The sequence below is a fragment of the Vibrio phycocola genome, from assembly GCF_053850235.1.
Map to the genome: position 1 here is coordinate 69,183 of NZ_JBSQDJ010000002.1, position 26,951 is coordinate 96,133.

17 protein-coding genes are annotated in these 26,951 nt (G+C 42.4%); 6 read left to right on the top strand and 11 right to left on the bottom strand.

The genetic code is table 11. From position 1 onward, the window contains the following. Window positions 1-127 precede the first annotated feature (127 nt). Complete coding sequence (malT, locus tag ACWU4D_RS03660; RefSeq protein ID WP_456050038.1) at window positions 128-2,824, bottom strand: HTH-type transcriptional regulator MalT; 2,697 nt, start codon at window positions 2,822-2,824, stop codon at window positions 128-130. Between the two features lie 465 nt (window positions 2,825-3,289). Between malT and ACWU4D_RS03665 the strand changes: the two genes are divergently transcribed. The 4 genes from ACWU4D_RS03665 to ACWU4D_RS03680 all read left to right on the top strand — a co-directional run bounded on the left by ACWU4D_RS03665 (window position 3,290) and on the right by ACWU4D_RS03680 (window position 12,200). After that, window positions 3,290-5,749, top strand: coding sequence for a glycogen/starch/alpha-glucan phosphorylase (locus tag ACWU4D_RS03665; RefSeq protein WP_456050039.1), 2,460 nt, complete (start codon window positions 3,290-3,292; stop codon window positions 5,747-5,749). Window positions 5,750-5,816: 67 nt separating this feature from the next. Further along, on the top strand, window positions 5,817-7,988 hold the full coding sequence (gene malQ, locus ACWU4D_RS03670) for a 4-alpha-glucanotransferase (protein WP_456050040.1): 2,172 nt from the start codon (window positions 5,817-5,819) through the stop codon (window positions 7,986-7,988). A 158-nt stretch (window positions 7,989-8,146) separates the two neighbouring features. After that, entirely contained in the window at window positions 8,147-10,336 is a 2,190-nt protein-coding gene (gene glgB / locus ACWU4D_RS03675; RefSeq protein ID WP_456050041.1) for a 1,4-alpha-glucan branching protein GlgB, read from the top strand. A 142-nt stretch (window positions 10,337-10,478) separates the two neighbouring features. Then, window positions 10,479-12,200, top strand: a complete 1,722-nt coding sequence (locus ACWU4D_RS03680) for an EAL domain-containing protein (RefSeq protein WP_456050042.1) — start codon at window positions 10,479-10,481, stop codon at window positions 12,198-12,200. A gap of 102 nt (window positions 12,201-12,302) precedes the next feature. Here ACWU4D_RS03680 and ACWU4D_RS03685 read toward each other — a convergent pair whose 3' ends face one another. The 3 genes from ACWU4D_RS03685 to ACWU4D_RS03695 all read right to left on the bottom strand — a co-directional run bounded on the left by ACWU4D_RS03685 (window position 12,303) and on the right by ACWU4D_RS03695 (window position 17,615). After that, window positions 12,303-12,824: an outer membrane beta-barrel protein gene (locus ACWU4D_RS03685; RefSeq protein WP_456050043.1), complete on the bottom strand. Its 522-nt coding sequence runs from the start codon at window positions 12,822-12,824 to the stop codon at window positions 12,303-12,305. A 220-nt stretch (window positions 12,825-13,044) separates the two neighbouring features. Further along, a complete protein-coding gene (locus ACWU4D_RS03690; protein ID WP_456050044.1) occupies window positions 13,045-15,876 on the bottom strand; it encodes an FAD-binding and (Fe-S)-binding domain-containing protein in 2,832 nt (943 codons plus the stop codon). A 50-nt stretch (window positions 15,877-15,926) separates the two neighbouring features. Then, complete coding sequence (locus ACWU4D_RS03695; RefSeq protein ID WP_456050045.1) at window positions 15,927-17,615, bottom strand: L-lactate permease; 1,689 nt, start codon at window positions 17,613-17,615, stop codon at window positions 15,927-15,929. Between the two features lie 216 nt (window positions 17,616-17,831). Here ACWU4D_RS03695 and ACWU4D_RS03700 point away from each other — a divergent pair, with 216 nt between their 5' ends. Continuing rightward, window positions 17,832-18,731 (top strand): LysR substrate-binding domain-containing protein, encoded by a 900-nt coding sequence (locus tag ACWU4D_RS03700; RefSeq protein ID WP_456050046.1) that lies wholly within the window; start codon window positions 17,832-17,834, stop codon window positions 18,729-18,731. Window positions 18,732-18,858: 127 nt separating this feature from the next. Then, window positions 18,859-19,479, top strand: a complete 621-nt coding sequence (locus ACWU4D_RS03705; protein WP_456050047.1) for a TorD/DmsD family molecular chaperone — start codon at window positions 18,859-18,861, stop codon at window positions 19,477-19,479. 100 nt (window positions 19,480-19,579) lie between these two features. Here ACWU4D_RS03705 and ACWU4D_RS03710 read toward each other — a convergent pair whose 3' ends face one another. The 7 genes from ACWU4D_RS03710 to ACWU4D_RS03740 form a co-directional block, all read right to left on the bottom strand. Further along, complete coding sequence (locus ACWU4D_RS03710) at window positions 19,580-20,281, bottom strand: SDR family oxidoreductase (RefSeq protein WP_456050048.1); 702 nt, start codon at window positions 20,279-20,281, stop codon at window positions 19,580-19,582. Window positions 20,282-20,347: 66 nt separating this feature from the next. Beyond that, on the bottom strand, window positions 20,348-20,758 hold the full coding sequence (locus tag ACWU4D_RS03715) for a cytidine deaminase (protein WP_456050534.1): 411 nt from the start codon (window positions 20,756-20,758) through the stop codon (window positions 20,348-20,350). Window positions 20,759-21,086: 328 nt separating this feature from the next. Continuing rightward, entirely contained in the window at window positions 21,087-22,079 is a 993-nt protein-coding gene (gene oppF / locus ACWU4D_RS03720; protein ID WP_456050049.1) for a murein tripeptide/oligopeptide ABC transporter ATP binding protein OppF, read from the bottom strand. Further along, window positions 22,076-23,047 carry an oligopeptide ABC transporter ATP-binding protein OppD gene (oppD, locus tag ACWU4D_RS03725; protein WP_456050050.1) on the bottom strand — a complete coding sequence of 324 codons (972 nt, stop codon included), beginning with the start codon at window positions 23,045-23,047 and terminating at the stop codon, window positions 22,076-22,078. The genes oppF and oppD overlap by 4 nt, the downstream gene beginning before the upstream one ends. A gap of 15 nt (window positions 23,048-23,062) precedes the next feature. Next, window positions 23,063-23,965 carry an oligopeptide ABC transporter permease OppC gene (gene oppC / locus ACWU4D_RS03730; protein WP_456050051.1) on the bottom strand — a complete coding sequence of 301 codons (903 nt, stop codon included), beginning with the start codon at window positions 23,963-23,965 and terminating at the stop codon, window positions 23,063-23,065. 9 nt (window positions 23,966-23,974) lie between these two features. Next, window positions 23,975-24,895, bottom strand: coding sequence for an oligopeptide ABC transporter permease OppB (gene oppB, locus ACWU4D_RS03735; protein ID WP_456050052.1), 921 nt, complete (start codon window positions 24,893-24,895; stop codon window positions 23,975-23,977). 90 nt (window positions 24,896-24,985) lie between these two features. Next, entirely contained in the window at window positions 24,986-26,617 is a 1,632-nt protein-coding gene (locus ACWU4D_RS03740; protein WP_456050053.1) for an ABC transporter substrate-binding protein, read from the bottom strand. Window positions 26,618-26,951: the final 334 nt, after the last annotated feature.

The following is a 26,951-nucleotide window of genomic DNA, read 5'->3' on the forward strand; positions in this document are numbered from 1 at the left end:
TTCATCCATCACCAAAAGGTCTGGTGAGCCAATTAACGCCATCGCGATGACAAACCGTGAGTATGATATTGTTGTGATATAACATAACAATATGGAGATCGAGTTTTTGTTGCAAGATTTCAGCGTGTTACGATTTTTCCAGTAGCGAAATTAATTGTTCAGCAAAGGCTTTTGCGGCTTTACGGTTCGGTATATTAAGCTTCTGATAGAGGTTACGGATATGAGTTTTGAGGGTGGTGGGGGCTATATCGAATTGGTAAGCAATTTTCTCATTACTTAAACCTGAATAGATTAAGGTGAGGACTTGCCATTCTCGTGTTGTTAATGGGCTCGTTTTTAGTATGTCTGGTAAGGTAGCGTTTTTCAGCTGTAAGCGTTCAATCACATCTTGGTTTAGAGCGTACTTATGCTTAGTATGAGGCGCTAACTGGTCAATCAATAGGTCGATTCGGTGTTTTAATAATATCTTGTCACTTTGTAATGGTTTCAACTCCTTTAACACGGGAAACAAGCTATCTGAGTATAGTGAAAACTCGCCAATGTTATTGGTCTCCAGACTCCACTCCAACGCCGTAATAAGATGTTCTATTGCTTCTTCTTTTCGGTGTTGTTTTAACGCGACCACACAATGTAATACTTGGTTTTTAAATTGATCGTAGGTAAGTGAATATTCACTCGCTTCAGTTTGTAGCTTCTCGATTTGGGTTTTAGCTTGTGCGTAGTCTTCCAACCCTACTAGCGCGAGGACTTGATTGCGTCCCTGCTGTTGAGTGAAACCATTGCAGAATTTATTGGGTAATTGGAAATGACTTAACCATTGTTCTAAAGCAGAAACATTACGGTCATTTAACCATAAAAGAATGAGACTAAGACTAAGTTCGGCTTGCCACTCTATATTTGCATCGGGAGCGTAAAGATCCATAGAGTATTGGGTTATGATGTCGTTTGCTTTTTTACTGTTCCCCTTTCGCAATGCAATTCGAGCAAGAATAGCCGGTAAATGTGAGTACTCACTTAGTTGAGACTCCATCGTGATTTTTTCATTGATCAATTGCTCAGCTTCATCGACTCTGTTCCAATCACATAAGAGCTTGGCACGTAACCTAATGATAATGTTAAACAAGGGGATGTGCTCTAATGAGTGTAGTTTGGCATAGTCTAAAGCAGTTGATTGTAATTCAAATGCGGTTTGGTTATGACTCATAGCAGAGTGGATTTCAATTTGCTGTATCAATGCCCACAGTACATGAGGATTGAGTTGATGTTGGCGAGCGTATTTTTCTGTTTGCTGCATCAGTGATAATGCTTGGCTTAAATGCCCTTCAGCATAATAAACCTCGCCAAGTACGGATGTTGCAACTAGCCTTGCTTGATAGGAAGCATGATCAAGGTTTAGTAATGCAAACTCAGCTCTTTCCTTAGCTTGTAGCGGTTGGTTTTTCTTGATAGCTGTTTGAGCGAGCAGTGCGTTAAATTCCCCCTGGATATTACTTGTCAGGCTTATGTTGTTGTCTGAAAGGTATGCGAAAAATCGTGTAATTTCTATTTCGACGTCATTAAAGCGAAATTGAGTTTGTAAGATCCATGCGTTGAGCAAAGCGGTATTTGGGTCATTGTTGAGTCCTGCTCGGTCGAGGATGTCTAGGGATTTTTCCAATACTTCTAGCTCACCATGATGAAAAAGTGTCCACCCAAAACGCTGAATAAGGTTACTAACACGTTCGCTATTATCGGCCAAAACAGCAAAATCTAGCGCTCTTGTTGGATTCTCTTGTAGTTCCCAAGCAAATGAGACGGTCAAATATGATTGATTTTCCTCTGTTCCATACGAAATTTGTCGATGATGACAAAGATACTTGAAAAACAGAGGGTGATAACGATACCAACCATGGTCAAGTGAGGTGATGAATAACTCGTTACGTGCGATATAAGCCATGATTTCAGTTGAATTCAGATCAGGTACTATGGCTTGGACTAATTCTTGATTAAATACGTCGACGATGCTGGTCTTAAGTAGGAACTGTTTTATATCCGTTCGTAAGGGTTCATAAACCTCTTCAGTAAAATAATCCCAGATATAAGTGAACGGAAAAGGGGAGTGGGGAATAAAAAATCGTAAAAAAGACTCCAATTGATATTGGGATTGCATCGCTAATAACTGCAGAGCGCATGGCCAACCTGCGCTGTAATGTTCAAGAGCCGTTAGCTGTTCTTGAGTAAGCTCAGCATCAAAGTGGTATTGCACAAAAGCTTGAACTTCTTGTTTGCTAAAACAAAGGTGCTCGCGAGTTAATTCAAGAAGGTTCTGTCTCGCACGTAAGTTTGCAATACCAACATTTGGTATAGTTCTCGATAGCACGATAATCGTAAATGCTTTTGGTTGATTATTCAGTAAGAACTTAAGAGCATTATTTATTTCTGGACGATCAATGTGTTGATAGTTGTCGATCACGAGGTAGGCATTGAGATTATGTGAGCTTATTTTTTCATCTAGCTGTTCAATTAGAGTGCTCATATATCGGATAGGAGAAGCAAAATCTGATGATGTCGCTGATATAGATTCATCTTTTAGTGCTTGATTAATCGCATTACTTAAATGAAGCGTAAATCGGGTAGGATCATTATCAAGTTGGTCTAAGCTTAGCCATCCAATATAGTTTTTATCGTTTAACCATTGTGCGATGAGAGATGATTTGCCATAGCCAGCCGGAGCTTGTAAAAAGATCACCTTCTGTTTGCTCGATGCTAGCTTTTCCAATAATGATGATCGGAGGATATGGCTATCTGTGATGTGCGGTGTTTGGTATTGATTACTGATCCACATTTGTCCTCTTATAATCGCCTTTCCAAATCATAGTTTTGATTATCTCTTCTCGGCTCTTTTTGGTAGAAAATATGTGAAAATTAGTCTACGCCTAAATAATGTGACACAAATCACTAAAATAATTAATGCTGCATCGATGATTATGGCAAATTCTAATCCAAGCAATACAAATTAATCTAATTTATCGTGATGTTGATCGTATTATTTAGATCTAATTGTAAAATCTTGCACCATAGTAAACGTTCATATATGCCAGATCTCGCCTCTCTCGTGATCTTAGCCGAGGCTAAAACTTAGTCAGTTCTTATGTTTGGTGATTTGTATCACATTAAATTCATTATATTAACTACTACGCCTTAATATCTACGCCTTGAGGTAAAGGTGAGAGGAGGATGTCTCGCACTACGTTCAAATGCAGGATATTCAATATAGCCGGAAATTAACCTAACTATGCGAGGGTTCTTTATGAAACCTGTACTACAACAATCGTTTGATAAGAAAAATTTTCAAGACAATGTTAAGCGCCACTTAACGTCTACCTATGCTACGACTATTGAACATGCGACGCCACGCGCTTGGTATCTCTCTATGTCTCGCGCATTGGCGGAATTGACAACTTTTGATTTGTTGGAAACGGAACAAGACCCAAAAATTGTTAATGCAAAAAGTGTCAATTACCTTTCTCTAGAGTTTCTAATTGGTCGTCTTACTGGCAATAATTTGCTTAATATGGGCGTATATCAAGCTGTGAGTGAAGCCATGGCCGAATTTGGCCAAGATCTGTCAGACTTACTTGAAGAAGAACGAGATCCTTCTCTAGGAAATGGTGGTTTAGGCCGACTAGCGGCCTGTTTCATGGATTCCTTGGCAGCTCAGGAATACCCAGCTGTTGGTTATGGTTTACATTACGAATACGGTTTGTTCAAACAATCATTTGAAAATGGCCACCAACGCGAGGCACCAGATGCATGGTGTGGTGTTGAAGGCTATCCATGGGAAGTAGCTCGTCCTGAATTAGCACAAGAAATTGGATTTTACGGACATGTAGAGAGTTTCACAGAAAATGGAGTGGAAAAGCGAGTCTGGGTTCCAGGAATGACAGTGAAGGCGATGCCATGGGATATTCCAGTGGTGGGTTATCAAAGTGAAACCGTGTATCCATTACGCCTATGGGAGTGCCGTGCTACTGCACCTTTCTCACTTGAAAGTTTCAATAACGGGAACTATTTCGAAGCTCAGCATGCCTTGATTGATGCGGGTAATATTACCAAGGTGTTATACCCGAATGATAACCATGAAAAGGGCAAAACACTTCGTTTGATGCAACAGTACTTCCATAGCGCTGCATCGATACGAGACATTTTACGCCGTCACGAAGCCGCAGGCTTTGAATTGGAAGATCTTCCGAAGCATGAAACGATCCAATTAAACGATACGCACCCAACGATTGCTATTCCTGAATTGATGAGAATTTTCATCGATGAAAGAGGTATGACATGGGCTGAGGCATGGGCGATTTGTAGTAAAACGTTCGCTTACACAAACCATACGTTACTTCCTGAAGCATTGGAAACATGGGATGAGTCCTTGATCATGCGTCTGTTGCCACGTCATATGGAGATCATTTATCAAATCAACCATGATTTCTTGATTGAGGTTCGTGAGAAGTGGCCAGGTGATGTAGCGAAACAACAAAAACTTTCGATTATTCAAGAAGGTTTTCACCGTATGGTTCGAATGGCAAATCTTTGTGTTGTAGGCTCTTACGCAGTAAATGGCGTAGCCGCTCTTCACTCTGAATTGGTTAAGAGCGATCTGTTCCCTGAATTTCATGAACTTTATCCAACACGTTTACATAACGTCACCAATGGCATTACACCACGTCGTTGGCTTCAATTTTGTAACCCTGCGTTATCAACATTAATCAGTGATAAGATTGGTCATGATTGGCCAAAACACTTGGACCAACTTGAAGGTATTTCTGAGTTTGCAGAAGACTCGAATTTCCAAAAGCAATTCATGTCTGTGAAAAAGGAAAATAAGCAGCGCCTTGTTGATTGGGTATCAAGCAATATGGGAATTGAATTGAATGTCGATGCGATCTTTGATGTGCAAATTAAGCGTTTGCATGAGTACAAGCGTCAACATCTCAATATGCTGTATATTCTGTCCTTGTATCATCGTCTGATTAGCGATACTGAACCGCATTTCGATATGGTTCCTCGGGTATTTATTTTTGCTGCAAAAGCTGCCCCGGGCTATTATCTTGCGAAAGAAATAATTTATGCAATCAATAAGATAGCAGAGAAAATTAATAACGACCCTCGCGTAAATGATAAGCTGCAAGTCGTCTTTTTACCGGATTATCGTGTAAGTATTGCGGAAATTGTTATCCCTGCTGCGGATGTGTCAGAGCAAATTTCGACGGCTGGGAAAGAAGCATCTGGGACCGGTAATATGAAGATGGCACTGAACGGTGCCTTGACTATCGGTACTATGGATGGGGCGAATGTTGAAATCCGAGAAGAAGTGGGTGATGACAATATCTTTATCTTTGGCTTAGAAGTCGATGATATTGAGAAGTTGCGCCACAGTGGGTATAACCCATTTGATTATTACAACGCTGATGCGCTTCTTAAAGCATCACTTGATCTGTTACTCGGTGATGAATTCACTCCAGGAGAGCCGGGTAAGCTCAAAGCAACTTACGATAGTTTACTCAATGGCGGCGATCCGTATTTGGTATTAGCAGACTTTGCGTCTTATGTTGAAGCACACACCAAAATTGATGAAGCCTATCGTGATCAAGCGGGATGGGCAAAAATGGCCATTCTCAATACAGCCTTAGTCGGCAAGTTTAGTTCCGATAGAAGTATTCGTGATTACGTAAACAATATTTGGAAGCTTAAACCTGTTAATCGTTGATTTTTTGGTTAATCAAGGCGGTCGAATCGTATTCACCGCCTATTTTATTTGTGTCTAGGAGAGATCGATGGAACTTCAACAACAGACATTGCTTAAGGTGGCCGATTTAGTAGGCATTGCGCCCAGATTTACGAGCATGATGGGCGATGAAAGCGAAGTAAGCCAAGAAACGATAACGTATATACTTTCTGAGCTCGGTTACGATACTAGTAGTGATGGTGCTTTGCTGTTGTCTGCGGAAAAAAAACATAAAGTTGATATTCTCGACTCACTGCAAGTTGTCTATCAATATGAACCTGTTGAAATAGAGCTTAACCTAGGCGTAAGTGCGCGGGAAAGTGAGTTTGAATGGCAACTAGTGACGGAGTGTGGCCAACATTTTTCGGGTTATCTTCAGTCGCAAGTAGTTCGAGATGATCGTGCTGAAAACGGCCCTTTGGTCTTTTCAATCCCAGTTGAATTACCATTGGGATATCATGAACTTTCAGTATTGAGAAAGCGTCGTAAGACACCGTACACAGCCACTTTAGTTATTGCTCCTAGGCAATGTTATCAACAGCCGTTATTGCAACAAGGTAAAAAGATTTGGGGGCCGAGTGTTCAGCTCTACACATTAAAAACAGACCATAACTGGGGCATGGGAGATTTTGGTGATCTTAAACACCTTGTCGTTGAGATGGCTGATCGTGGCGCTGATTTCATTGGCCTGAACCCAATTCATGCTTTGTTTCCGGCGAACCCTGAAGGTGCAAGTCCATATAGCCCTTCATCTCGGCGTTGGCTAAATGTATTTTATCTTGATGTCAGTTCCATCCCAGAATTTGTGTTTTGTAATGACGCTCAACAAATTGTTGGAAGTGCTGAATTTCAAAAAAAACTTGAAGAAGCACGTTCAGCACATTGGGTGAATTACTCACTCGTTGCTCAGTTAAAAATGCAAATCCTGCCACTCTTGTTTGCTGAATTTAAGCATCGTCACTTAGAGACTCAGAGTCAGCGAGGGCAAGCATTTCTAAGCTTTGTCGAGCAAGGGGGAGAGGATCTACTCGCTCAAGCAACATTTGATGCATTGCATACTAAATTACATCAACAAGACGACCAAATATGGGGTTGGCAGGTTTTCCCTGAGCAATTTCGTCAGTTTCGATCTGCTGGTGTAAGTCAGTTTATGAGCGATGAAAAAGATCAAGTAGACTTCCATCTGTATCTCCAGTGGCTATCGGATACTCAGCTGAGCGAAGTACAATCCTTAGCCAAAGAAAAAGGTATGGACCTCGGTCTGTATCGTGATTTGGCCGTTGGTGTTGCAGACTCAGGGGCAGAAGTGTGGGCCGATCAAGGTAATTTGCTTACTGGCTTAAGTATTGGAGCACCACCAGATCAACTGGGTCCACTAGGTCAAAACTGGGGATTACCGCCTTTAAATCCGCAAGCGATGCGCTCAAAAGCCTATAAACCGTTTATTGAATTGCTACGTGCCAATATGAAAAACTGTGGCGCATTACGAATCGATCATGTTATGGGATTACTTCGACTTTGGTGGATACCAAAAGGAAAATCACCGCAAGATGGTGCTTACATTTACTTTCCGGTGAAAGAGCTCATCGCTATTCTCACATTAGAATCACAGCGCAATCAATGCAGTGTCATCGGTGAAGATTTGGGAACCGTACCGCCAGAGATTGTATCTCTACTCGCCGATGCAGGAATCTACTCATACAAAGTATTTTTCTTTGAAACAGCAGAAGATGGAGGATACATCTCTCCAAACCATTATCCACCTCAGGCGATGTCGACCCTGTGTACTCATGATATGCCGACATTGCGAGGGTTTTGGCATTGCGATGACCTGAAAATGGGAGCCGATATCGGACTTTATCCTGATGAACATAAACTTAAAAGACTATTTGATGAGAGACTGGCAAGTAAGCAAGCAATTCTAGAATCTGTGGATTGGCATGGTTACTTACCACAATGCGTTGGACGAGATGCGAGCTTAGTACCGATGGATTCTACCTTAAGTGAAGGGTTACACCTGCATTTGGCCGCAGGAGCATCCGCGTTGATGAGTTTACAACTTGAAGACCTTTTAGAGATGGATAAACCCGTTAACATTCCAGGTACGGTCGATGAATACCCTAACTGGCGACGCAAGCTCAATACTACCTTGGAAGATCTATTTACACGTGATGAAGTGAATCATCTTATGACTAGAATCACTATGGTTAGAAATCAATAGGGTGCCATTGGTGCGACTAACGGCACATAAATGGATACAAAACTATTGGCTGAGTCACTCTATCTAGCACCATTGTTAGATAAACTAATGTTAAATCCCCGTTTACAACAGAGCGGGAATATTGATAACAAACATGCACGTTTGGTTAGGAGTCTATATTGGCTAACACAACGAAATTATCAGAATTAAAGCAAGCTTATCAAGAGCTCGAATATGTGTCTCACGCTGAACCGTTTGGTTTTCTGGGACCTTATATTTCTCCTATTGAAGGTATTTTGCGTACGTGGCAGCCGGGAGCAACCAGCGTTGAGGTATTACTCGATGATGACTCCCGTTATTTAATGGATAAGGAAATCGACGGGGGATTCATTTTACAAGCGGATTTTGACCTTCGTTTTACGCATTATCGATTAGCGGTAAATTGGGGGGGAATTGAACAAATCATCGATGACCCATATCAATACCATTCAATTTACGCTTCGTACGAAGATCTTCATACGCCAAAGAACATGTACCAGCATTTGGGCTCGCAATTTGTCACGTTAGAGCGTGGTGGTCAGTCAATTTCTGGCGTGCGCTTTTTAGTGTATGCGCCTCATGCATCTGCGATTAGCTTAATTGGTGAATTTAATAATTGGGATGGTCGCCGAAATCCATTACAGCGTCTAGATTACGGTATTTGGGGACTTTTTATTCCTGATCTACCGGAAAGCACCCAATATAAATTTGAAATAAAAGGGCCAAATGGAGAGCCTCTGCCGCACAAAGCCGATCCTTGGGGTGTCCATTCTGAACAATTTCCTTCGTTAGCCTCTTTAACTTATGATCATAATCGTTATCAGTGGACAGATAAGGAATGGCAAAACCGAGCGGTTACAGAGAAGCGCAAGCAAGCTCTTTCTTTTTATGAGCTTCATGTAGGTTCATGGAAACGTGGTGAAAACAATGAGTTCTTAACGTATCGTGAACTTGCAGATGAGTTAGTCCCATATTTGGTTGATATGGGGTACACCCATGTTGAATTGATGCCAATTTCTGAACACCCATTTTATGGTTCTTGGGGGTATCAGCCGATTGGATTATTTGCGGCGAGCAGTCGTTATGGTACGCCCGATGACTTTAAATACTTTGTCGATCTATGTCATCAACATCAAATTGGTGTGGTACTCGATTGGGTGCCAGCGCATTTCCCTGCGGATGGCCATGGCTTAAATAATTTTGACGGTACCCCTCTGTTCCACGATCCTGATCCTCGCCGTGGTTGGCATCAGGATTGGAATTCTTATATCTATGACATGGGCAAAGAGCATGTTCGTCGCTTCTTGGTATCCAATGCTTTGTATTGGTTTGAGATGTTCCACATTGATGGATTAAGAGTGGATGCCGTTGCTTCGATGCTTTACCTCGACTACTCGCGCAGTCACGATCAATGGATCCCGAATGTGGATGGTGGACGAGAAAACTACGACGCCATCGCAACCTTAAAATGGATGAATGAAGAAGTGTATCGTCACTTCCCTAATGCGATGACCATTGCTGAAGAATCGACGGCATACCCTGGTGTGTCAGCACCCACTTTTATGGGGGGCTTAGGTTTTGGCTTCAAATGGAATATGGGTTGGATGCACGATAGTTTAGAGTATATCCAACATGACCCAATACATCGCCAATACCATCATAATGTTATCACCTTCCCTTTGATTTATGCCCACAGTGAGAATTACGTATTGTCGTTGTCACACGATGAAGTGGTATATGGTAAGCGTTCTCTGCATTTAAAAATGCCGGGTGATGAGTGGCAGCAAACCGCAAACTTACGCGCTTATTTAGGTTATATGTATGCGCAGCCGGGTAAAAAGCTCAACTTTATGGGGGCGGAGTTCGGTCAAACTGCTGAATGGAATCATGATGACCAACTTCAGTGGTTCTTGTTGGACTATGAACGTCATCAAGGAGTCCATAGCCTAACTCGCGATCTCAATCATTTATACTGCAGTGAAAAAGCGTTATATGAGTGTGATAATGAACCTAAGGGGTTTGAATGGCGACTATCCGATGCAGCTGAAATCAGCATATTAGCTCATGAGCGGATGAGTGAAGATGGTGAGAGAATACTCGTAATTACCAATTTCACACCAGTTCCACATGACGCTTTTAGGCTTGGTGTTGTGAGTAAAAATAGTTATTCGTTGCTGCTGAATACGGATAATGAGAAATATGCCGGGAGTGGCTTTGAGGTGAACGGAACGCTAAAACCTGACTCGATCGAAAGTGAAGGGTTACCTCAATCGGTTATGATTAAGCTACCACCACTGTCGACCTTATATTACAAACTTCAAAGTAATTAAATTAAAGGATATTAAAATCTTCAGTATGCTCAATTTACACTGTGAATTGAGCATACTTGATCTATGGTTAAATATAAGTGTGAATATCTTTAACCATGGCATAGTTATGGGTGCCAACAATAGAAAGTAATTAGGATGCCGTATGAAAGAAGCGATATCATTGGTCACTAATTTAGATTTTGTTTCTGAGGCTCAGAAAATTAGTGATGCTCTGCATTACAACCATATCGATATTGTTCTTGCGTTTAACAATGAATCGGCATTAGAAAAGCAGATAGAAGAATTTGCGAGTCTAGGAGAGCTACAAACCGTCCGGTTGGTAGGAGAGGTGAAAGATGCTTTGTATGCGGTATACCTTTGTGTCCCTAGAGGCAGTAACCACTACGCAAGTACCATTCAGCAAACGATTAAACAGTTTTTCAAATCTGTTAAAGTGAGTAAGAAGTCGGCTTATAAGTTTTTAACTTCAAGCAAGATTGGTATATCGGTATTAGGTGGTGATTGCGTTAATTTTCAGACAGCTGTAATTCATGCCTTTCAAGCAACAATGGCCCAGGAAAACAAACAAAACAAACGAGTTACATTTTTTGATACTAAGCTTCAATCAGAAATAAAGCGTCAAGTTTTACTGGAGGATGTGGTTCGAGTTGCGGTAGATAATGATGATGTAAATATTGTATACCAACCGATTATAAGTACACGTTCATGGGCCATTGAAGGCTACGAAATTCTGAGTCGCTTTCCAGCAGATCCTGTACTTAAAACAAATACTCGAGAATTGATATCCATATGTGAAGATCAAAATTTGATCTCGGAGTTAGACTTGTTGACCTATCACAAGGCTCTGTTAGAACTCAAACCATATATTAATAGTACTCACGCTTTTCTCAATATCAACCTTTCGACGAATACTCGCGAAAGCTTTTCGGACCTTATTGATTGTGTTGATTTTCTAACACGACAAAACAAGCTTAGTTATTCTCGGTTGGTGGTGGATGTGAATTCGACACGTGACCAATTCAAAGTGAAATTTGCCAATGATTTGAGTAACCTTAGAAGGTTGGCAGAGAAAGGCTCTGCTATTGCATTGGCGGATTTGTCTTCAGGGTTTGATATAGAGAACCAATTAGCTGAAGGGAGTTATCGTTACCTACGCTTAGATGATCGGTTCAAACTTAAATTTCATGATGATTCAAATTACTATCAAGTGGTGAAGTTGATAGTAAAAGTTTGTCATGGAATGGGTGTGAAAGTTATTGTTGAAGGTGTTGAAAGTGTCGAACAAGCGAGAGTTTTAGTCTTCTTAGGTATCGATTTTCTTCAGGGGCCTTTGTTTACATTACCCGCAAAAATTGAAGAGTTTGGAAAACTGCCTGAGCGTATTAACCTTACGGTTGAGCAGATTCTTCAGCAAGCCGACGATTCAGACGGTGTTACATCCGATCTTCTCGTGACCAACATCGGTAGTATTGCGACTCAATCGCTACCGAGGATAGACCCGAGTGCAACCATTTCACTCGCATATCAGTATTTCACTACCGAGTCTATTAGTGTATTGCCAGTCGTTGATAACAAAGAATGTGTCGGGATTGTAGAGCGAGCACAACTGAATTTGTTTTTATCTCCGACAATGGGAACAAACTTAGAAACTGAAAAAGAGTCGAGGATGTGGCGTCGACCTATTAATTCGGTTATGGATGTAAAATTCCACTCTGTCGATGAAACGTTAGATATAGAGAGTTTGTTAACATTACTTAAGGAAAAAACCTATCAGTTACCGTTAGTGGTCACGAGAAGAGGGGAGTACACGGGGATTCTGACGGAATGTGATTTGATTGACTACCTTGTTCAGAAAGAACTCTAACGTAACAATGTCATAGCTTCTGAAAAATAAAAACACCATTGAATTGCTGAAATGTATGTAGGTCTTATTAACCTACATACATTATTAGAACTCGTTCTAGATCTAGAAATTGAAACCGAAACCAAAAAACATCACATCAAAATTGTAGTCTGATAGTTCGCTCCTCAATTCTAAACGCTTATAGTTTACTTCAAGGTAGATTGGTTTGTTTTCTACGATAGAGAATTGCGCTCCACCTCCGTATGCGAACCCTGGACGATCATAGTGCTCTGCTCGAAAGCGATCGCCATCTAATGAACCACTCCCATTTGAGTAAAAGTAACCTAGACCAATTAAGGGATATAATCGTAACCAAGGTGCTTCTGGAAATTGATAGATTGGCCCAACCAAGGCATCGTATACAACAGCACTATCGATTGACGTCACATCAAAAGAACTCACGACTCCCCAATTATTCCCATCGTGAATTTTTGCCGCTGTGAACCCCGCGCCATAGTTAAAATCACCGCCATGTTTGTCAACATTCACTCCTATTACGGATAACCCGGCAGAGAAATAGTCATCTTCTGCTTGAACAGTCGTGCAAGCTGCAAGTAACGAAAGGAGAATAATTTGGGGTTTCATAAGCGAGCCTAAAGTAATGAATATTAGATAATCTCATAAATATAGGTGGTTGTTTGGTGCTATTCAAATAATTACTTATACAATATTATGCATTCCTTAAGTTGTCTTAAGTTTGGTGCACAAAGTGGCAAGTAATACTCGAATTATGGGATGACGTGAGAGCGGAGAGTCGAGTGAAATATTGAGGCTCAGTAAAATAACTGGGCCTCAAAAGTTAGGTTTATGCACTTACTTCATCGACAAGATAAAGAATCGATTGATAAGGAATACCACTGTGATGTGACAGTCCAATTTCACATGTTCGACTGTTACTAAATCCGCGTATGCAACCTGTTGGGACTTGCTCTTTGAGGGGGTGAACCGCTGCGGCGTTGAGCTCTGGTGTAGTAAAGCCTTTGTCGCCAGCCCAACCACAGCACTGAATGTGCTCTGGAATAATGACATCACTGACACACGCTTTCGTTAGCTCAACCATTTTCTGTTCAATACCCATGCGACGAGAGCTGCAGGTAACGTGCAACATAACGGTCTCTTGTTTCTGAGTGATGTTTAAATGATCGATCAGATATTTTAGAGTAAACATTGTCGGCTCTAGAATTTCCAATGGTTTGGTAAACTCTTCGGTACTGCGTTTAGCACAAGGACTGGTATCCATCAGCACTGGGTATTTACCTTGTTCAGTGGCATTCCATAGTGCTTGTTCTAGTTGTTCAGACTTACTTGTCGCAATGTCATTCATGCCTTTACTGCTGTATGGCATTCCACAGCATTGGCTGCTGAGTTCATTTGGAGTAATGACTTCAAACCCTGCTTTTTCAAGTAGATTCAGTGTAACTTCAGTGAGTGAGCGTTGATCTTGAGCATCACTTTGTTGTCCCATGGTACGACTGGCGCACGATGGCATATAGACGACTTTTTTGTCGAAGTTGGCCTGATAGCGAATCGCTTGATCAAGCTTGAATCGATTGTCTTGTGGCATTTCTGCCATCCAAAATGGCATTTTACCACGAGTGAGATTCCGTAGCCCGTTGGTGATACCGCCGACAGCTTTTTCTCCCGCCACTTTTGTTGCAAAGTGATTGGTTCTTAATCCAATTTTGGTCAACGTCGTTGTAGTTTCAAAGTGATCCGCAGTCCATGTGGCGATAGGCGTAAATTTTTTGTATTTCGCGGTACGGAGTTTCTTAACTAAATCGCCTGTATTAATGCCGACAGGGCAGCGATCGGCACACAGTCCTGTTGCCGCACAGGTATCAATACCTTGGTATTCGAAGACACTATTTAATTCGTCAGCAGATTGGGTCTCGCCTGAGCTTTCTCTGCGTTGTAACTCTCGGTAAAGTACGATTCGTTGGCGAGGGGAAAGGCTCAAGGTTCGCGAAGGGCAAACTGGCTCACAAAAGCCACACTCAATACAGCGGTCAACCAAATCGTCAGCCGCTGGCATTGGCTTAAGATCTTCTATATGAGAATTAGGATTGTCATTAATGATCACGCCTGGATTTAAGAGCCCATTTGGATCAAATAAACGTTTGATCGCTATCATTAATTGATACGCATCTTTACCCCATTCGAGTTCCACATAAGGAGCCATGTTTCGTCCGGTTCCATGCTCGGCTTTTAGCGAACCTTGGTATTTCACCGCGACAAGTTGAGCAACATCTTCCATAAACTGACCATAGCGATCAATTTCATCTTGTGATTCAAAACCTTGTGTGAATACAAAGTGAAGATTTCCCTCAAGAGCATGGCCAAAAATAATCGCTTCATCGTACTTATAGAGGTCAAACAACTCTTGAAGATCACGTACACCAGCTGCGAGATTTTCAACCGGAAACGCGACATCTTCAATGATCACCGTAGTGCCAACTTCACGAACCGCACCGACGGCTGGAAATAGGCCTTTGCGTATTCCCCAAAGGCTTGCCACTACATTTGCATCAGAAGTAAAGGGCACCGATTCAATAATCTCATACTCTTTTAGGGCTTCAAGAATGGCGTCACATTGCTGGTCTAACGTTTGGTGATCGGTTGCTCTCGATTCAACTAACAAAGAGGCTGCTTCTAAATCGAGCGATGCGATAAAGTCGGGCATCCCCGGTTTGCCTGCAATGGAATGTAGTGAGCGGCCATCCATCATTTCAACCGCAGCAACTGGAGTTTTTGATAAAGTGGTTACGGCTTGACTGGCTTGTTCGATATCTTTAAATATAAATAAAGCTGAAGCTTTGTGAGGGTGTTCGATCACTGTGTTGTAAGTAATGTCGGCGATGAAACCTAATGTTCCTTCCGAACCAATCATCAAGTGTTCAATGACATCGATAGGATCGTGGTAATCCACCAGCGAGTTAAGCGCATAACCGGTGGTATTTTTCAGACGGTATTTATGTCTAATTCGTTCAGTAAGTGTGGTATTTGCAAGAGTTTGTTGGCAAAGCGCTTCTATATCAGCGATAAACTCAGGTTTTGCGGCTTTAAATGCAGCAATGCTTGCTTCATTACCTGTATCGAGCAAGGTACCATCTGCAAAGACAATGCTCATGCTGTCGACGGTACGGTAGCTATTTTGTGCTGTGCCACAACACATTCCACTGGCATTGTTGGCCGCGATTCCGCCAATTTTACAGGTATTAATCGAAGCGGGATCAGGACCAATTTTTCGCTGAAACGGTGCAAGATAGCCGTTTGCATCGGCTCCGATCACGCCTGGTTGTAATAGTATCTTATTGCCTTCGTTCAAAATCTTATGCTTGCGCCAGTCATCAGTTAGCGTAATCAAAACAGAATCAGAGACTGCTTGGCCCGAAAGGCTTGTTCCGGCTGCTCGAAAGGTAAATGGAATTTGTAGTTCACCACACGATTTAATGGCAAAAACAACTTCATCGAGATTTTTGAGCTGCAAAACGATTTTTGGCACCAATCGATAGAAACTCGCATCCGTACCATAAGCAAGACGCTTCGCTTCCTGTGTGATGATGCGTTCCGGCGCGATTTGAGCCGAAAGGTTCTGTTCTAGAGTTGTATATTTCGCGTCTAATGACTGACTTTGCATAATGATTTCCTACTTATTTCTTATACTTGTATTGGTAATACTGATGATGGCTACATTAATTCGTCAGTGAATTGGAAACCGTAAATCAAGGTTAAGCCGATGATACCTGTTAATACAATGTAGAAAAATGTTGGAATAATGGTTTTACGAAGTATCGCACCTTCACGACCCAATAGACCCACCGTCGCCGACGCCGCAACAACGTTATGAATCGCAATCATATTACCTGCTGCTGCACCAACTGCTTGAAGTGCTACGACAACCACACTCGATATTGATAAGGTTTGTGCCACTTCATATTGGAATTGACTAAACATCATATTGGAAACGGTATTCGAGCCAGCAATGAAGGCACCCAGAGCACCCACTGCGGCACTTAACGCTGGGAATGCATCGCCAACTAGACCTGCTGCGAAGTTAGCTGTGGTGACAGGCATACTTGCCAAATCAGAAGCATTTACGCCTGAGTTAATGAAAATACGAACCATCGGAATGGTAAACACAAGAACAAACCCTGCGCCAATCAGTGTTTTGCTCGATTCACCAACCGCTTGTGCGAGTGGCTTCAAGCTGCGGCTCTGAATAATGACGGCAAGAAATGCAGTAAAGACTAAGATTCCGCCCGGTAGATACAGAGGCTGGATAGAAGTGCTGATCCCTGCTTCACCGAAGATATTAGAGAATGAAAGGCTCACGTCCGTTAGCATTGACTTGAACTCACTGCTCACTCGACTTGCAACAAGGATTAACGCTAGCAACACATACGGAAGCCATGCCATGGCTAATCCCATTGGTTTGTGTTTCATTGAGTCGAGGTCAAGCTTTAACGATCCTAGCCACTCGGTTGGCCAGTTGTCTTCTGAATCGAAGTTCCAAGTTGATTTAGGAACCAAAAATCCTTTTTTCGCCGCAGTTACTACGATAGCAAGCCCCAACATACCACCGATGAGCGATGGGAATTCAGGACCAAGGAATACACCGGTTAGTGCATATGGAATGGTAAAGGCTAGGCCAGCGAAGATTGCAAAAGGTAAGATATCTAAACCTTCACTCCAACTCTTATTTTTACCAAAGAAGCGAGTCAGCATTATTGCCATTAGAATTGGCATGAACGTACCGACTGTTGCGTGAGTTAGGGCAACTGTCGAGGTGATGTGTTGTAAGTACGCATCCCAGCTTGATCCATTGGCAACCAAAACTTCACCGATATTGTGAGTATCAAGCCCACGGTTTACACCAACAATAATCGGTGTTCCAACTGCACCAAACGAAACTGGCGTCGATTGAATCATCATTCCCATTAAAACAGCGGCAAGTGCTGGGAACCCTATAGCAACTAATAACGGTGCGGCGATCGCGGCTGGCGTTCCAAACCCTGATGCGCCTTCAATGAAGGACCCGAAACACCAAGCGATGATAATAGCCTGGATTCGGCGGTCAGGGGATATATTGGTAAAGCCGTTACGAATGGTGGTAATCGCTCCGGTATGCTTCAGAGTGTTAAGTAAGAATATGGCACCAAACACAATCCATAATACGGATACAGTTATTCCAAATCCTTGGAAAATAGAGGCGAAAACGCGGGTAGTCGACATATCCCATGCGGTAAGGGCGATGATGACGGTTAAGATAAAGGCGATGGGCATTGCTTTCTTAGCTGGCCAGTTGAGGCCGACTAAAAGTATTCCCGCTACGACAATCGGGGAAAAAGCAATTAATGCTAGTAGGGTTTCACTCATGGGTACTTCCTTATAAATTAAATATTCCATTCGATCGGCTAACTCTACGAGCATTGTTATTTTAGGGTTTAAGCTGTGTCGTATGTTGCAATCGAAAGTTCACTTTGTTCTTAACAAATGTGACTAATTTGTTAAGTTGGCGTGAATTTACCCCTTTCTTTTTTATGAATATAGAGAAATAATGAAATTGATTATTTCTAAAAGTGGACTAATAACATGCGTGCGGATGACCTAATCCTGTTTTCTCAAGTCATTGAGCTGGGAAGTTTTAGTAAAGCAGCAGAGAAAAATAACCTTACGAATTCAGTGGTTAGCAAGAGAATTGCGCGTTTAGAGGAGGAGTTAGGTGTTCAACTTATGTATCGAACGACTCGAAAACTCACGTTAACTGAGGCGGGGCGGGTATTGTTACACAATGCGAAAAGTGTGAAGCAAGCCGCTCAAGAAGCGTTTGATGCTGTATCTGGTTATGGTGAAGATGTGAGCGGACATATTCGAATGTCAGTGCCGACGACTTCTGGGGAGCTTTTATTGGCGGAAGTAGTGGCGGAGTTTTGCAACCAGCATCCCGGTTTAACCGTTGAAATGTCGCTTAATAATAAGTTTGTTGATTTGATTGAAGACGGCTATGACTTAGTTATTCGAACTGGATACTTAGAAGACTCAAGCATGATTGCACGTCATCTCGTTGATTCACATTGGGTGGTCTGTGCGTCAACTAGCTATATTCGTCGCCAAGGTTTACCTATCACCCCAGATGTTTTGGCAAACCATAATTGTCTTCAGTATGCGTATCAGACCACTGGGGCGAGTGAGTGGGAGTTTAAGAATAGTGACGGGCACTATTTAGTCCATGTAAAAGGGAGTTTTTTTACCGATAGTTTGGCAGGCTTACGCAAAGCAGCGTTGGCTGGGCAGGGCGTTATTTATGTGCCTCGTGTATTGGTGTATCAGGATATTCAAGAAGGGCTGTTGGTGGATCTTTTCCCAGAACAGGTCGGAAAAATGCTGGGTATTTACGCGGTGTATCCTTATACACGCCAACCACCCAATAAGGTTAAGTTGTTGATTGATCATATTCGTGGCCATTATCAACGCATTCGTGATCAGTTTTAGTCGATGCCATTTACCGATGGCGTTGGGTTTTAGGTCGATTAATTCAAAAAAATCCGTTATGTTTACTCGCTCAGAATAACGCGATGGTAATGGATATTATCGCACACGGATTTATTAAGGCTTTATTGTGCAGCTACAAGACCTCTCTCGACCTGATCTCGCCATTGTTTGCAAACTCTTCGGAACCTTGTTTTATTATCAGCCAAATGATTTTGAACACCTTCCAATCAACACCTATCTTGATAATGACGATGTCGAAACCCCAATCAAGGAAGTGAGCCAAGCGCTGGATGCATTTAAGTTTGTCGATCGCACGGAATTGCAAACCGAACATGAGCGCTTGTTTACAATGCAAGAGTTGATGCCTGCTCCACCGTGGTCTTCGATGTACCTTGATAAAGAGTCGATTTTATTCGGTCAATCGAACAAGAGTTATTGTGACTTTATTGAACATTGTGGATTAGGGTTGCGTGAAAATGCTGAAGACCCAGAAGATCATATTGGTTTGATGCTAATAGTGTTAGGGATGTTGATCGACGATGAGCAAGAACAGCACGTAAAAGAATTAATTGGTGAATATTTAGCAACGTGGACGACCTTTTATTTTGCCCGCCTGACTGAAGTTAGCCCAAGTAGCGCTTATGCAAAACTGGCCGTTCAAGTCACCACATTATTGGATATTGTTCGTCAGAATTATTCAGCACAAGTGATGATCAAGAGTAACTACTTTCAACCAAGCGAGTCTTAGGCTGAATCTATTTTCTCGAATCTCTGTGCTGCAATAAGAACTTAAAATAAATGCCACACTGTTGATCTGCGTGGTATTTATTTTGACAATGAGGATCGGCTTACGCGCTTAATTCTCCACCATCAATGGTAAGAACAGTGCCCGTAGAATAGTTATTGTTCATTAGAAATAGATACCCTTGCGCGACGTCTTTATGGCTTCCCAAGCGTTTCAAAGGTATTTTGCTGCCTAAATTTTGAACCGTATCATATCGTTGATGATCGTCGGGGAAGCGTTCTATAAAGCCAGGGGACAATGCGTTAACACGAACGGGAGCTAACTCGACAGCCAGCGATTTAACTAATGATTCGATTGCACCATTAATCGCAGCTGTACCAGAGAATCCGGTGTAACCGCGTGAGGCTGCAATGCCGGATGTGAACGTAATACTGTTGGTCACCGAGTTTGAACGAATTGAATGCAAGGCTAAATAGTACTGCCCCCAATATTTGGCCTCAAATGCCGCTTTGTGTGAATTCACCTCTCCATCAATAAATTGGTTTGAGATGTGAGTTGGCTTAATCGTTGCGACGAGGTGATCGATGTCGGCAACTTTGTTGAAAAATGTGATAACTTCAGTCTCATTACTGGCGTCTAATACATGGGTGGAAATGCTAAAGCCAATTGATTCTGCTGCCAGTTGTAATTTCTCTTCTGATCGAGAGGCGATCGTCACTTTACCGCCCAGATCAACAACCTGTTTTGCCAGCGCGAGCCCGATGCCTGAACTGCCTCCAACAATAACGACATGCTTTCCTTTCACGATATTCTCCGTTTGTTTTCTATTTTTAGAAGCAAATTAGTAAAGTCTGCAGCAGATATTAATGCGCTATAGTTCTTCACCAAACGCCAAAGACCAATGATGTGGCATTAATTCGCGTATCGATTTAAACGTTAGTTCATCGTTAGGCGTACTTACCGCTGCCATGACGTCCCCTCCCCAATGAACAAGTCTTTCTCGACATACGCCACAGGGCGATAGTACTTTAAACTCTGAGTGTTCGTCGTCTCTTGCGATACACAATGAATGAGTGACAGCTTCGTTCAGCTTATGAGCTTCAAGATAAGCGCCAACTTCCATACATAATCCCAACGATTCCACTTTAATATCCGGAGCTACACTAGTAAGAATCTTGCCTGTTTCAGTGCGGACTGCCGCTGCACCACCCCAACCACTTGAGTATCGAGAGTTTATCAATTCTACGGCTGCGTCAAATATCGCCTTTTCAATGTTCATAATTAATCCGAAAATGAAGTATATATTCGTTAAAATTGATGTAAATCCAAGGTCTATGTGACTAAATTTACAAGTAATTCTGAGAAAATTTCACCTTGAGTCCACAACCTAGTAATACTATGCGATTTAAGATAAAAGTTCAGCTTAATATCAAACGTAAAGCATATTAACTTGTGGCTAGTCTAAACGCTTGCCAGAGAAAGGGCACTTTATAGATGTCTAAACGTGTTGGACCAATTGAAGAGATGTTGGTGGAAAAAGGACTGAACGTTTCGACGAACAGTCCTCGATGATTAAGTCGAATAGCAAGCCAAGCTTTTGAAAGGCTTAGTTACCCTTCTGCCATCCAACAAGCCACTTTATGCTTTTCACTTCCCACTAAAGTCGGTTTTGTTTTAGAGCATTGTGAAGTGGCTTTGGGGCAGCGAGTACGAAATACGCAACCTGAAGGAGGGTTGATTGGTGAAGGTAAATCTCCTTCTAGCATTTCGATCTGCTTGGCTCGCTCTAACCTAGGATCCGGTATTGGCACCGCAGACATCAATGCTTTGGTATAAGGATGTTTCGGATCAGCAAAGAGAGCCTTGGATTCACCAGATTCGACAACGTTACCTAAGTACATCACCATTACGCGATCTGAGATATGTTTAACCACAGAAAGGTCATGCGCGATAAAGACTAAACTTAGCCCCATCTCTTTTTGAATTTCCATCAGTAGATTAATAACCTGAGCTTGGATCGATACATCCAAAGCTGAGACTGGCTCATCACAGATTACCATCTTGGGCTTAAGGATAAGAGCTCGGGCGATACCGATACGCTGACATTGGCCACCAGAAAATTCGTGAGGGTAGCGGTTGATGACATTAGGTAATAAACCAACCTTGGTCATCATTTCCTTCACTTGTTGCTTTATCTCATCCTTTTTTAAGTTCGGATAAAACGTCTGCAAGGGCTCAGCAATAATTTCTCCAATCGTCATTCTCGGGTTAAGCGAGGCAAGCGGGTCTTGGAAAATCATTTGAATTTCTTTGCGAGTTTCTCGACGCTGAACATCTTTCATCCGGGTTAAATCTTGGCCAAGCCACATAACTTGGCCTTCTGTCGCCTCAACTAAGCCAATAATGGCTCGAGCAAATGTCGATTTACCACAACCGGATTCACCAACCACGCCCAGAGTTTCACCTTGGTATAGTTTTACTTCAATACCATCTACGGCTTTCAACGTTATTGGTTTGGCCCAGGGCCACGCTGATTTCGACGCTAAGTTAAAGTGCACCTTGAGGTTGTTGATATCTAGTAACAGATCTTTTTCATTGATCATTTTTTCCATTCCTCCCACGATGAGAAGCAAGCGCGTTGGCGTTGGTTGGCAAACGTTTCTAACGAGGGTGCTTGCTGCTTACAATGCTCAACAACACGATGGCAGCGCTCTTGGTAAGGGCAACCAGGTGGTAAGTTCAACAAGTTTGGAGGATTACCCGGTATGGTTGGTAAAATATCACCTTCGGTGTCAAGTCGTGGGATTGCTTTGAGTAACCCTTCTGAATAGGGATGACTTGGGTGATAGAAAATGTCATTGACGCCGCCGTATTCCATCGTGCGTCCTGCATACATCACTAAAACTTGATCGCAAGATCCGGCAACAACGCCTAAATCGTGGGTGATCATAATGATGGCGGTATTAAACTCTTTTTTCAGCTCATTCAGCAAGTCCATTATTTGAGCTTGAACCGTTACATCAAGGGCTGTGGTTGGCTCATCGGCAATTAAGAGTTTTGGATTACACAGTAAAGCCATTGCGATCATCACTCGCTGACGCATACCACCAGAAAACTCATGTGGATACATATTAATGCGCTGACGAGCCTCGGGAATTTTAACCGCATCGAGCATTTTCAATGATGCTTCAAAGGCCTCATTTGGGCTCATGTTTTTGTGTAGTTTGAGCACTTCCATTAATTGATCACTGACTTTCATATAAGGGTTCAGTGATGTCATTGGATCTTGAAATATCATCGAGATTTGATTCGCTCGAATCTTATTTAGATCGCTCTCTGGAAGGTTTAGAATTTCTTTGCCTTCAAACTTCGCGCTACCAGAAACTCGACCGTTGTTGGCCAGCAAGCCCATGATGGCAAATACGGTTTGAGATTTACCTGAACCTGATTCACCTACAATTCCGAGTGTTTCGCCTTGGTTAAGAGAAAAGTTTAAGTCGTTAACTGCCGTGACACTGCCATCTTGAGTGGCAAATTCGACTCTAAGATCTCGTACATCTAATAAATTCATAGTTATATCCTTAACTTAGCGGTCTTTAGGGTCGAGAGCGTCACGTAGACCGTCACCGACATAGTTAAAGCAGAATAGGGTTAATATCATAAAAGCAGCGGGGAAGCCGAGTTGCCAAATAGCGATCTCCATGGTGTTTGCACCTTCTTGAAGTAGAGCTCCCCAACTGGTCATTGGTTCTTGCACACCTAATCCTAGGAAGGATAAGAAAGACTCAGTTAGTATCATGCTTGGGATCAGTAAAGTTGAATAGACCACAACAATGCCTAGTACATTCGGTACTATGTGGCGGGTAATGATTTTCCATTTGCTAACACCACAAACGTGTGCAGCTTCGATAAATTCTTTACCACGTAAACTGAGTGTTTGACCGCGAACTATCCGAGCCATATCCAACCAGGCAATGGCACCGATTGCGACGAAAATCAGCATAATGTTACGACCAAAAAAGGTCACTAATACGATGACTAAAAACATAAACGGAATCGCATATAAGATTTCAAGGATACGCATCATAATGCGATCAACTCGGCCACCTAAAAATCCTGATGTCGCCCCATAAAGCGTCCCTATGAGCACGGCCACCATTGCGCCTAATATGCCAACCATCAGAGAAATTCGGCCACCAATTAGCGTGCGCACATAAATATCTCGACCCAGTGAATCGGTGCCGAAAATATGGTCCGCTGAAGGGGCGGCATTCATTGCATACCAGTCGGTATCTTCATAGCTAAATGTTGCCAGCATAGGCAAGAAAATAACGGCAAGAGTAATAAGTACAAGAATGAACAGACTCACCATTGCAGCTCGGTTGCGCATAAAACGAATACGAGCATCCTGCCATAAACTTCGGCCTTCAACTTCAAGTTGCTCTGAGAAGTTTTCTAGGGCTTTGAGATTTTCTTTTTTGGTAATCATCTTAGCCTCCTAGTAGCGAATTTTCGGGTCGATATAGGCAAGCAGAATATCGACGACAGCATTGAACAAAATAAACAGAAATCCGATTAAAATGGTGACGCCCATGACTAATGAGTAATCTCGGTTAAAGGCGGCATTGACGAATAACTTACCGATACCGGGCAAACCAAATATGGTTTCGATGACGACGGAACCGGTGATGATTCCTACGAATGCTGGCCCCATATATGAGACAACAGGGAGCATGGCGGGCTTTAATGCGTGTTTCATTATGATGTAACGATAATTGAGTCCTTTGGCCTTAGCGGTACGGATAAAGTTGCTTTTGAGCGTTTCAATCATCGAGCCGCGTGTTATCCGAGCGAAGGTGGCAACATAAAGCATCGACATACCAACAACGGGCAACGCCATGTATTTAAAGGAACCATCTTGCCAACCACCAGCTGGGAACCAGCCTAATTTGATTGAAAAAATATAAATTAATACCGGAGCCAAAACAAAGGAGGGCATGACCACTCCGATCATCGAAGACGCCATTATGATGTAGTCAAACCAGGAGTTTTGCCGTATCGCGGCCAGCGTGCCAATCAGGACTCCGAGAATGACGGTAAATATAAACGCGGCAAAGCCAACTTTTGCAGATACAGGCAGTGCACTGAATACGAGTTCGTTAACTGAAAAATCTTTGTATTTAAAAGAAGGTCCAAAATCGCCGTGCAAGACATTTCCGAGATAGGTCAAGTATTGAACGGAAACCGGCTTATCTAAGCCATACTTGGCGTTAATGTTTGCCATAACTTCTGGAGGAAGTGGCCGCTCACTGGAAAAAGGATTACCGGGTGCAAATCGCATCAGGAAAAAGGAGATGGTAATGAGCACCAAAAGGGTAGGTATTGCTTCTAATACCCGCTTTAATATAAATCTAAGCATGAGATAACTCTTAAGTTATTGTAATTACTGACGTTAAGCCACTGGCTACCGCATTCGAGTAGCCAGCGTACGGAGTGATACTAAAAGTTATTACTCAGCTTTAATGTAAAGATCTTTGGTGAAGATCTTCTCTTCTGCGTTGTTATATGGGTAACCACCGACTTTTGGAGATAGAAGGCGAGCTTTAACATATTGATAGATAGGGGCGATTGGCATATCGTTCGCTAGGAGTTTCTCTGCTTCGGCATACAACGCGCTGCGTTCCTCTTCTGAGGTACTTGTTAATGCTTTTTCCATCACTTTGTCATAATCAGCACTGTGGTAACGCGGGTCATTGGAGCTGTTATTTGACTGCATTAAAGAGAGGAAGGTAGAAGCTTCGTTATAGTCACCACACCAGCCGGCACGAGTCACTTCGAAATCACCTTGGCGACGAGTATCAAGATAGGTTTTCCACTCTTGGTTTTCTAGGGACACTTTCACACCAAGTGCTTGTTTCCACATTGATTGAACAGCTGTCGCGACTTTTTTATGGTTTTCTGAGGTGTTGTAAAGCAGCGTAAAGCTAAGTGGATTTGATTTATCAAAACCTGCTTCAGCAAGCAGTTCTTTCGCTTTTTCTACACGCTCTTTTTGGGTTAATTTTGCGTAGTCTGGTTCCACTGGACTAAACCCATTGACGATCTCTGGCGTTAAGAAATAAGCAGGTTTTTCTCCTTGTCCCATGATAGCGTTAGCGATGACATCACGATCAATCGCGTAAGACAGTGCTTTACGAACATTCACATTGTCGAACGGCGCGCGTTCATTGTTAAAGCCATAGTAATATGAACATAGGTTGCCAGTAACGACGACAGATTCTGGGTGTTCTTTTTTCAAGCGTTTGAATTGCTCAACAGGGACTTCATACGTCATGTCGACTTCACCGGCAAGGAAACGGTTCATATCGGCATTTTGGTTTTCAATTGGAAGGTAAGTCACTTGGTCGATGACGGTATGGTCATTGTCCCAATAGTTCGGGTTGCGTTTTAGCACTAGTCGTTCGTTAATTACCCATGTATCAGGTGTGTAGGCACCATTACCAACAAAGTTTTCAGGCTTGGTCCACTGATCGCCAAATTTTTCAATGCTCGCTTGGTGAACCGGCTTAACAGTGGTGTGACCCATCATTTGGATGAAATACGGTACCGCTTGCTCAAGTTTGATCTCTAATGTGTGAGCATCAATTGCCTTAACACCAAGCGTGGATTTGTCTTTTTTAGCCGCGATAATATCGGCTGCGTTTTCCATTGTGGTCATTTCAAGATACCAAGAGTATGGAGAAGCAGTCGCAGGATCAACGGCGCGTTGTAAGCTATATACGAAATCTTCGGCAGTAACTGAATCGCCATTTGACCATTTTGCTTCAGGGCGAAGATGGAAGATGAATGTTTGGTTGTCAGCGGTTTCCCAACTTTCTGCCACACCAGGAATGGTATTACCGTTTGCATCTTGGTTAACCAAACCTTCCAATAAATCACGAATTACCATGGATTCTGGTACACCTTCAGTCTTGTGCGGATCTAATGAAGCGACTTCTGAGCCGTTACCACGAACAAGTTCTTGTACTGCTGCGAGTTTCGTTCCTTCAGGTACATTGGCTGCAAATGTGGCGCTAGATGCGGTGATTGCGGTTAAACCAAGACTCAGCCATAACGCTTTGGTAATTGAATTTCTGTTCATTGTGTTACTCCATGTTATTTATTGCTTCTATGAGATATTTCTTATCGCTAAACCTCATGAAAGCGCTTTTATTTCTATTTAGAATTTTACAAAACTCGAAATATGTTATCAATTGATGGATTTTATATCCACACTGTAGGTTATTATTGAGCCTATTATCTGCTTTGCACCAAAATAACAGAGTTAAACTCTATATAGCAAGAGGCTGAAGGGTGAAGTTGATAATATATATAGGGTAATTTAGCGAGTCATGCTGAAATTGAAGGTGTTAACTAGATGTTAAGTCCTAAAATAGTGCAAAATTTGGAGGGTTTAGCTAGTTATTCTGACGTTG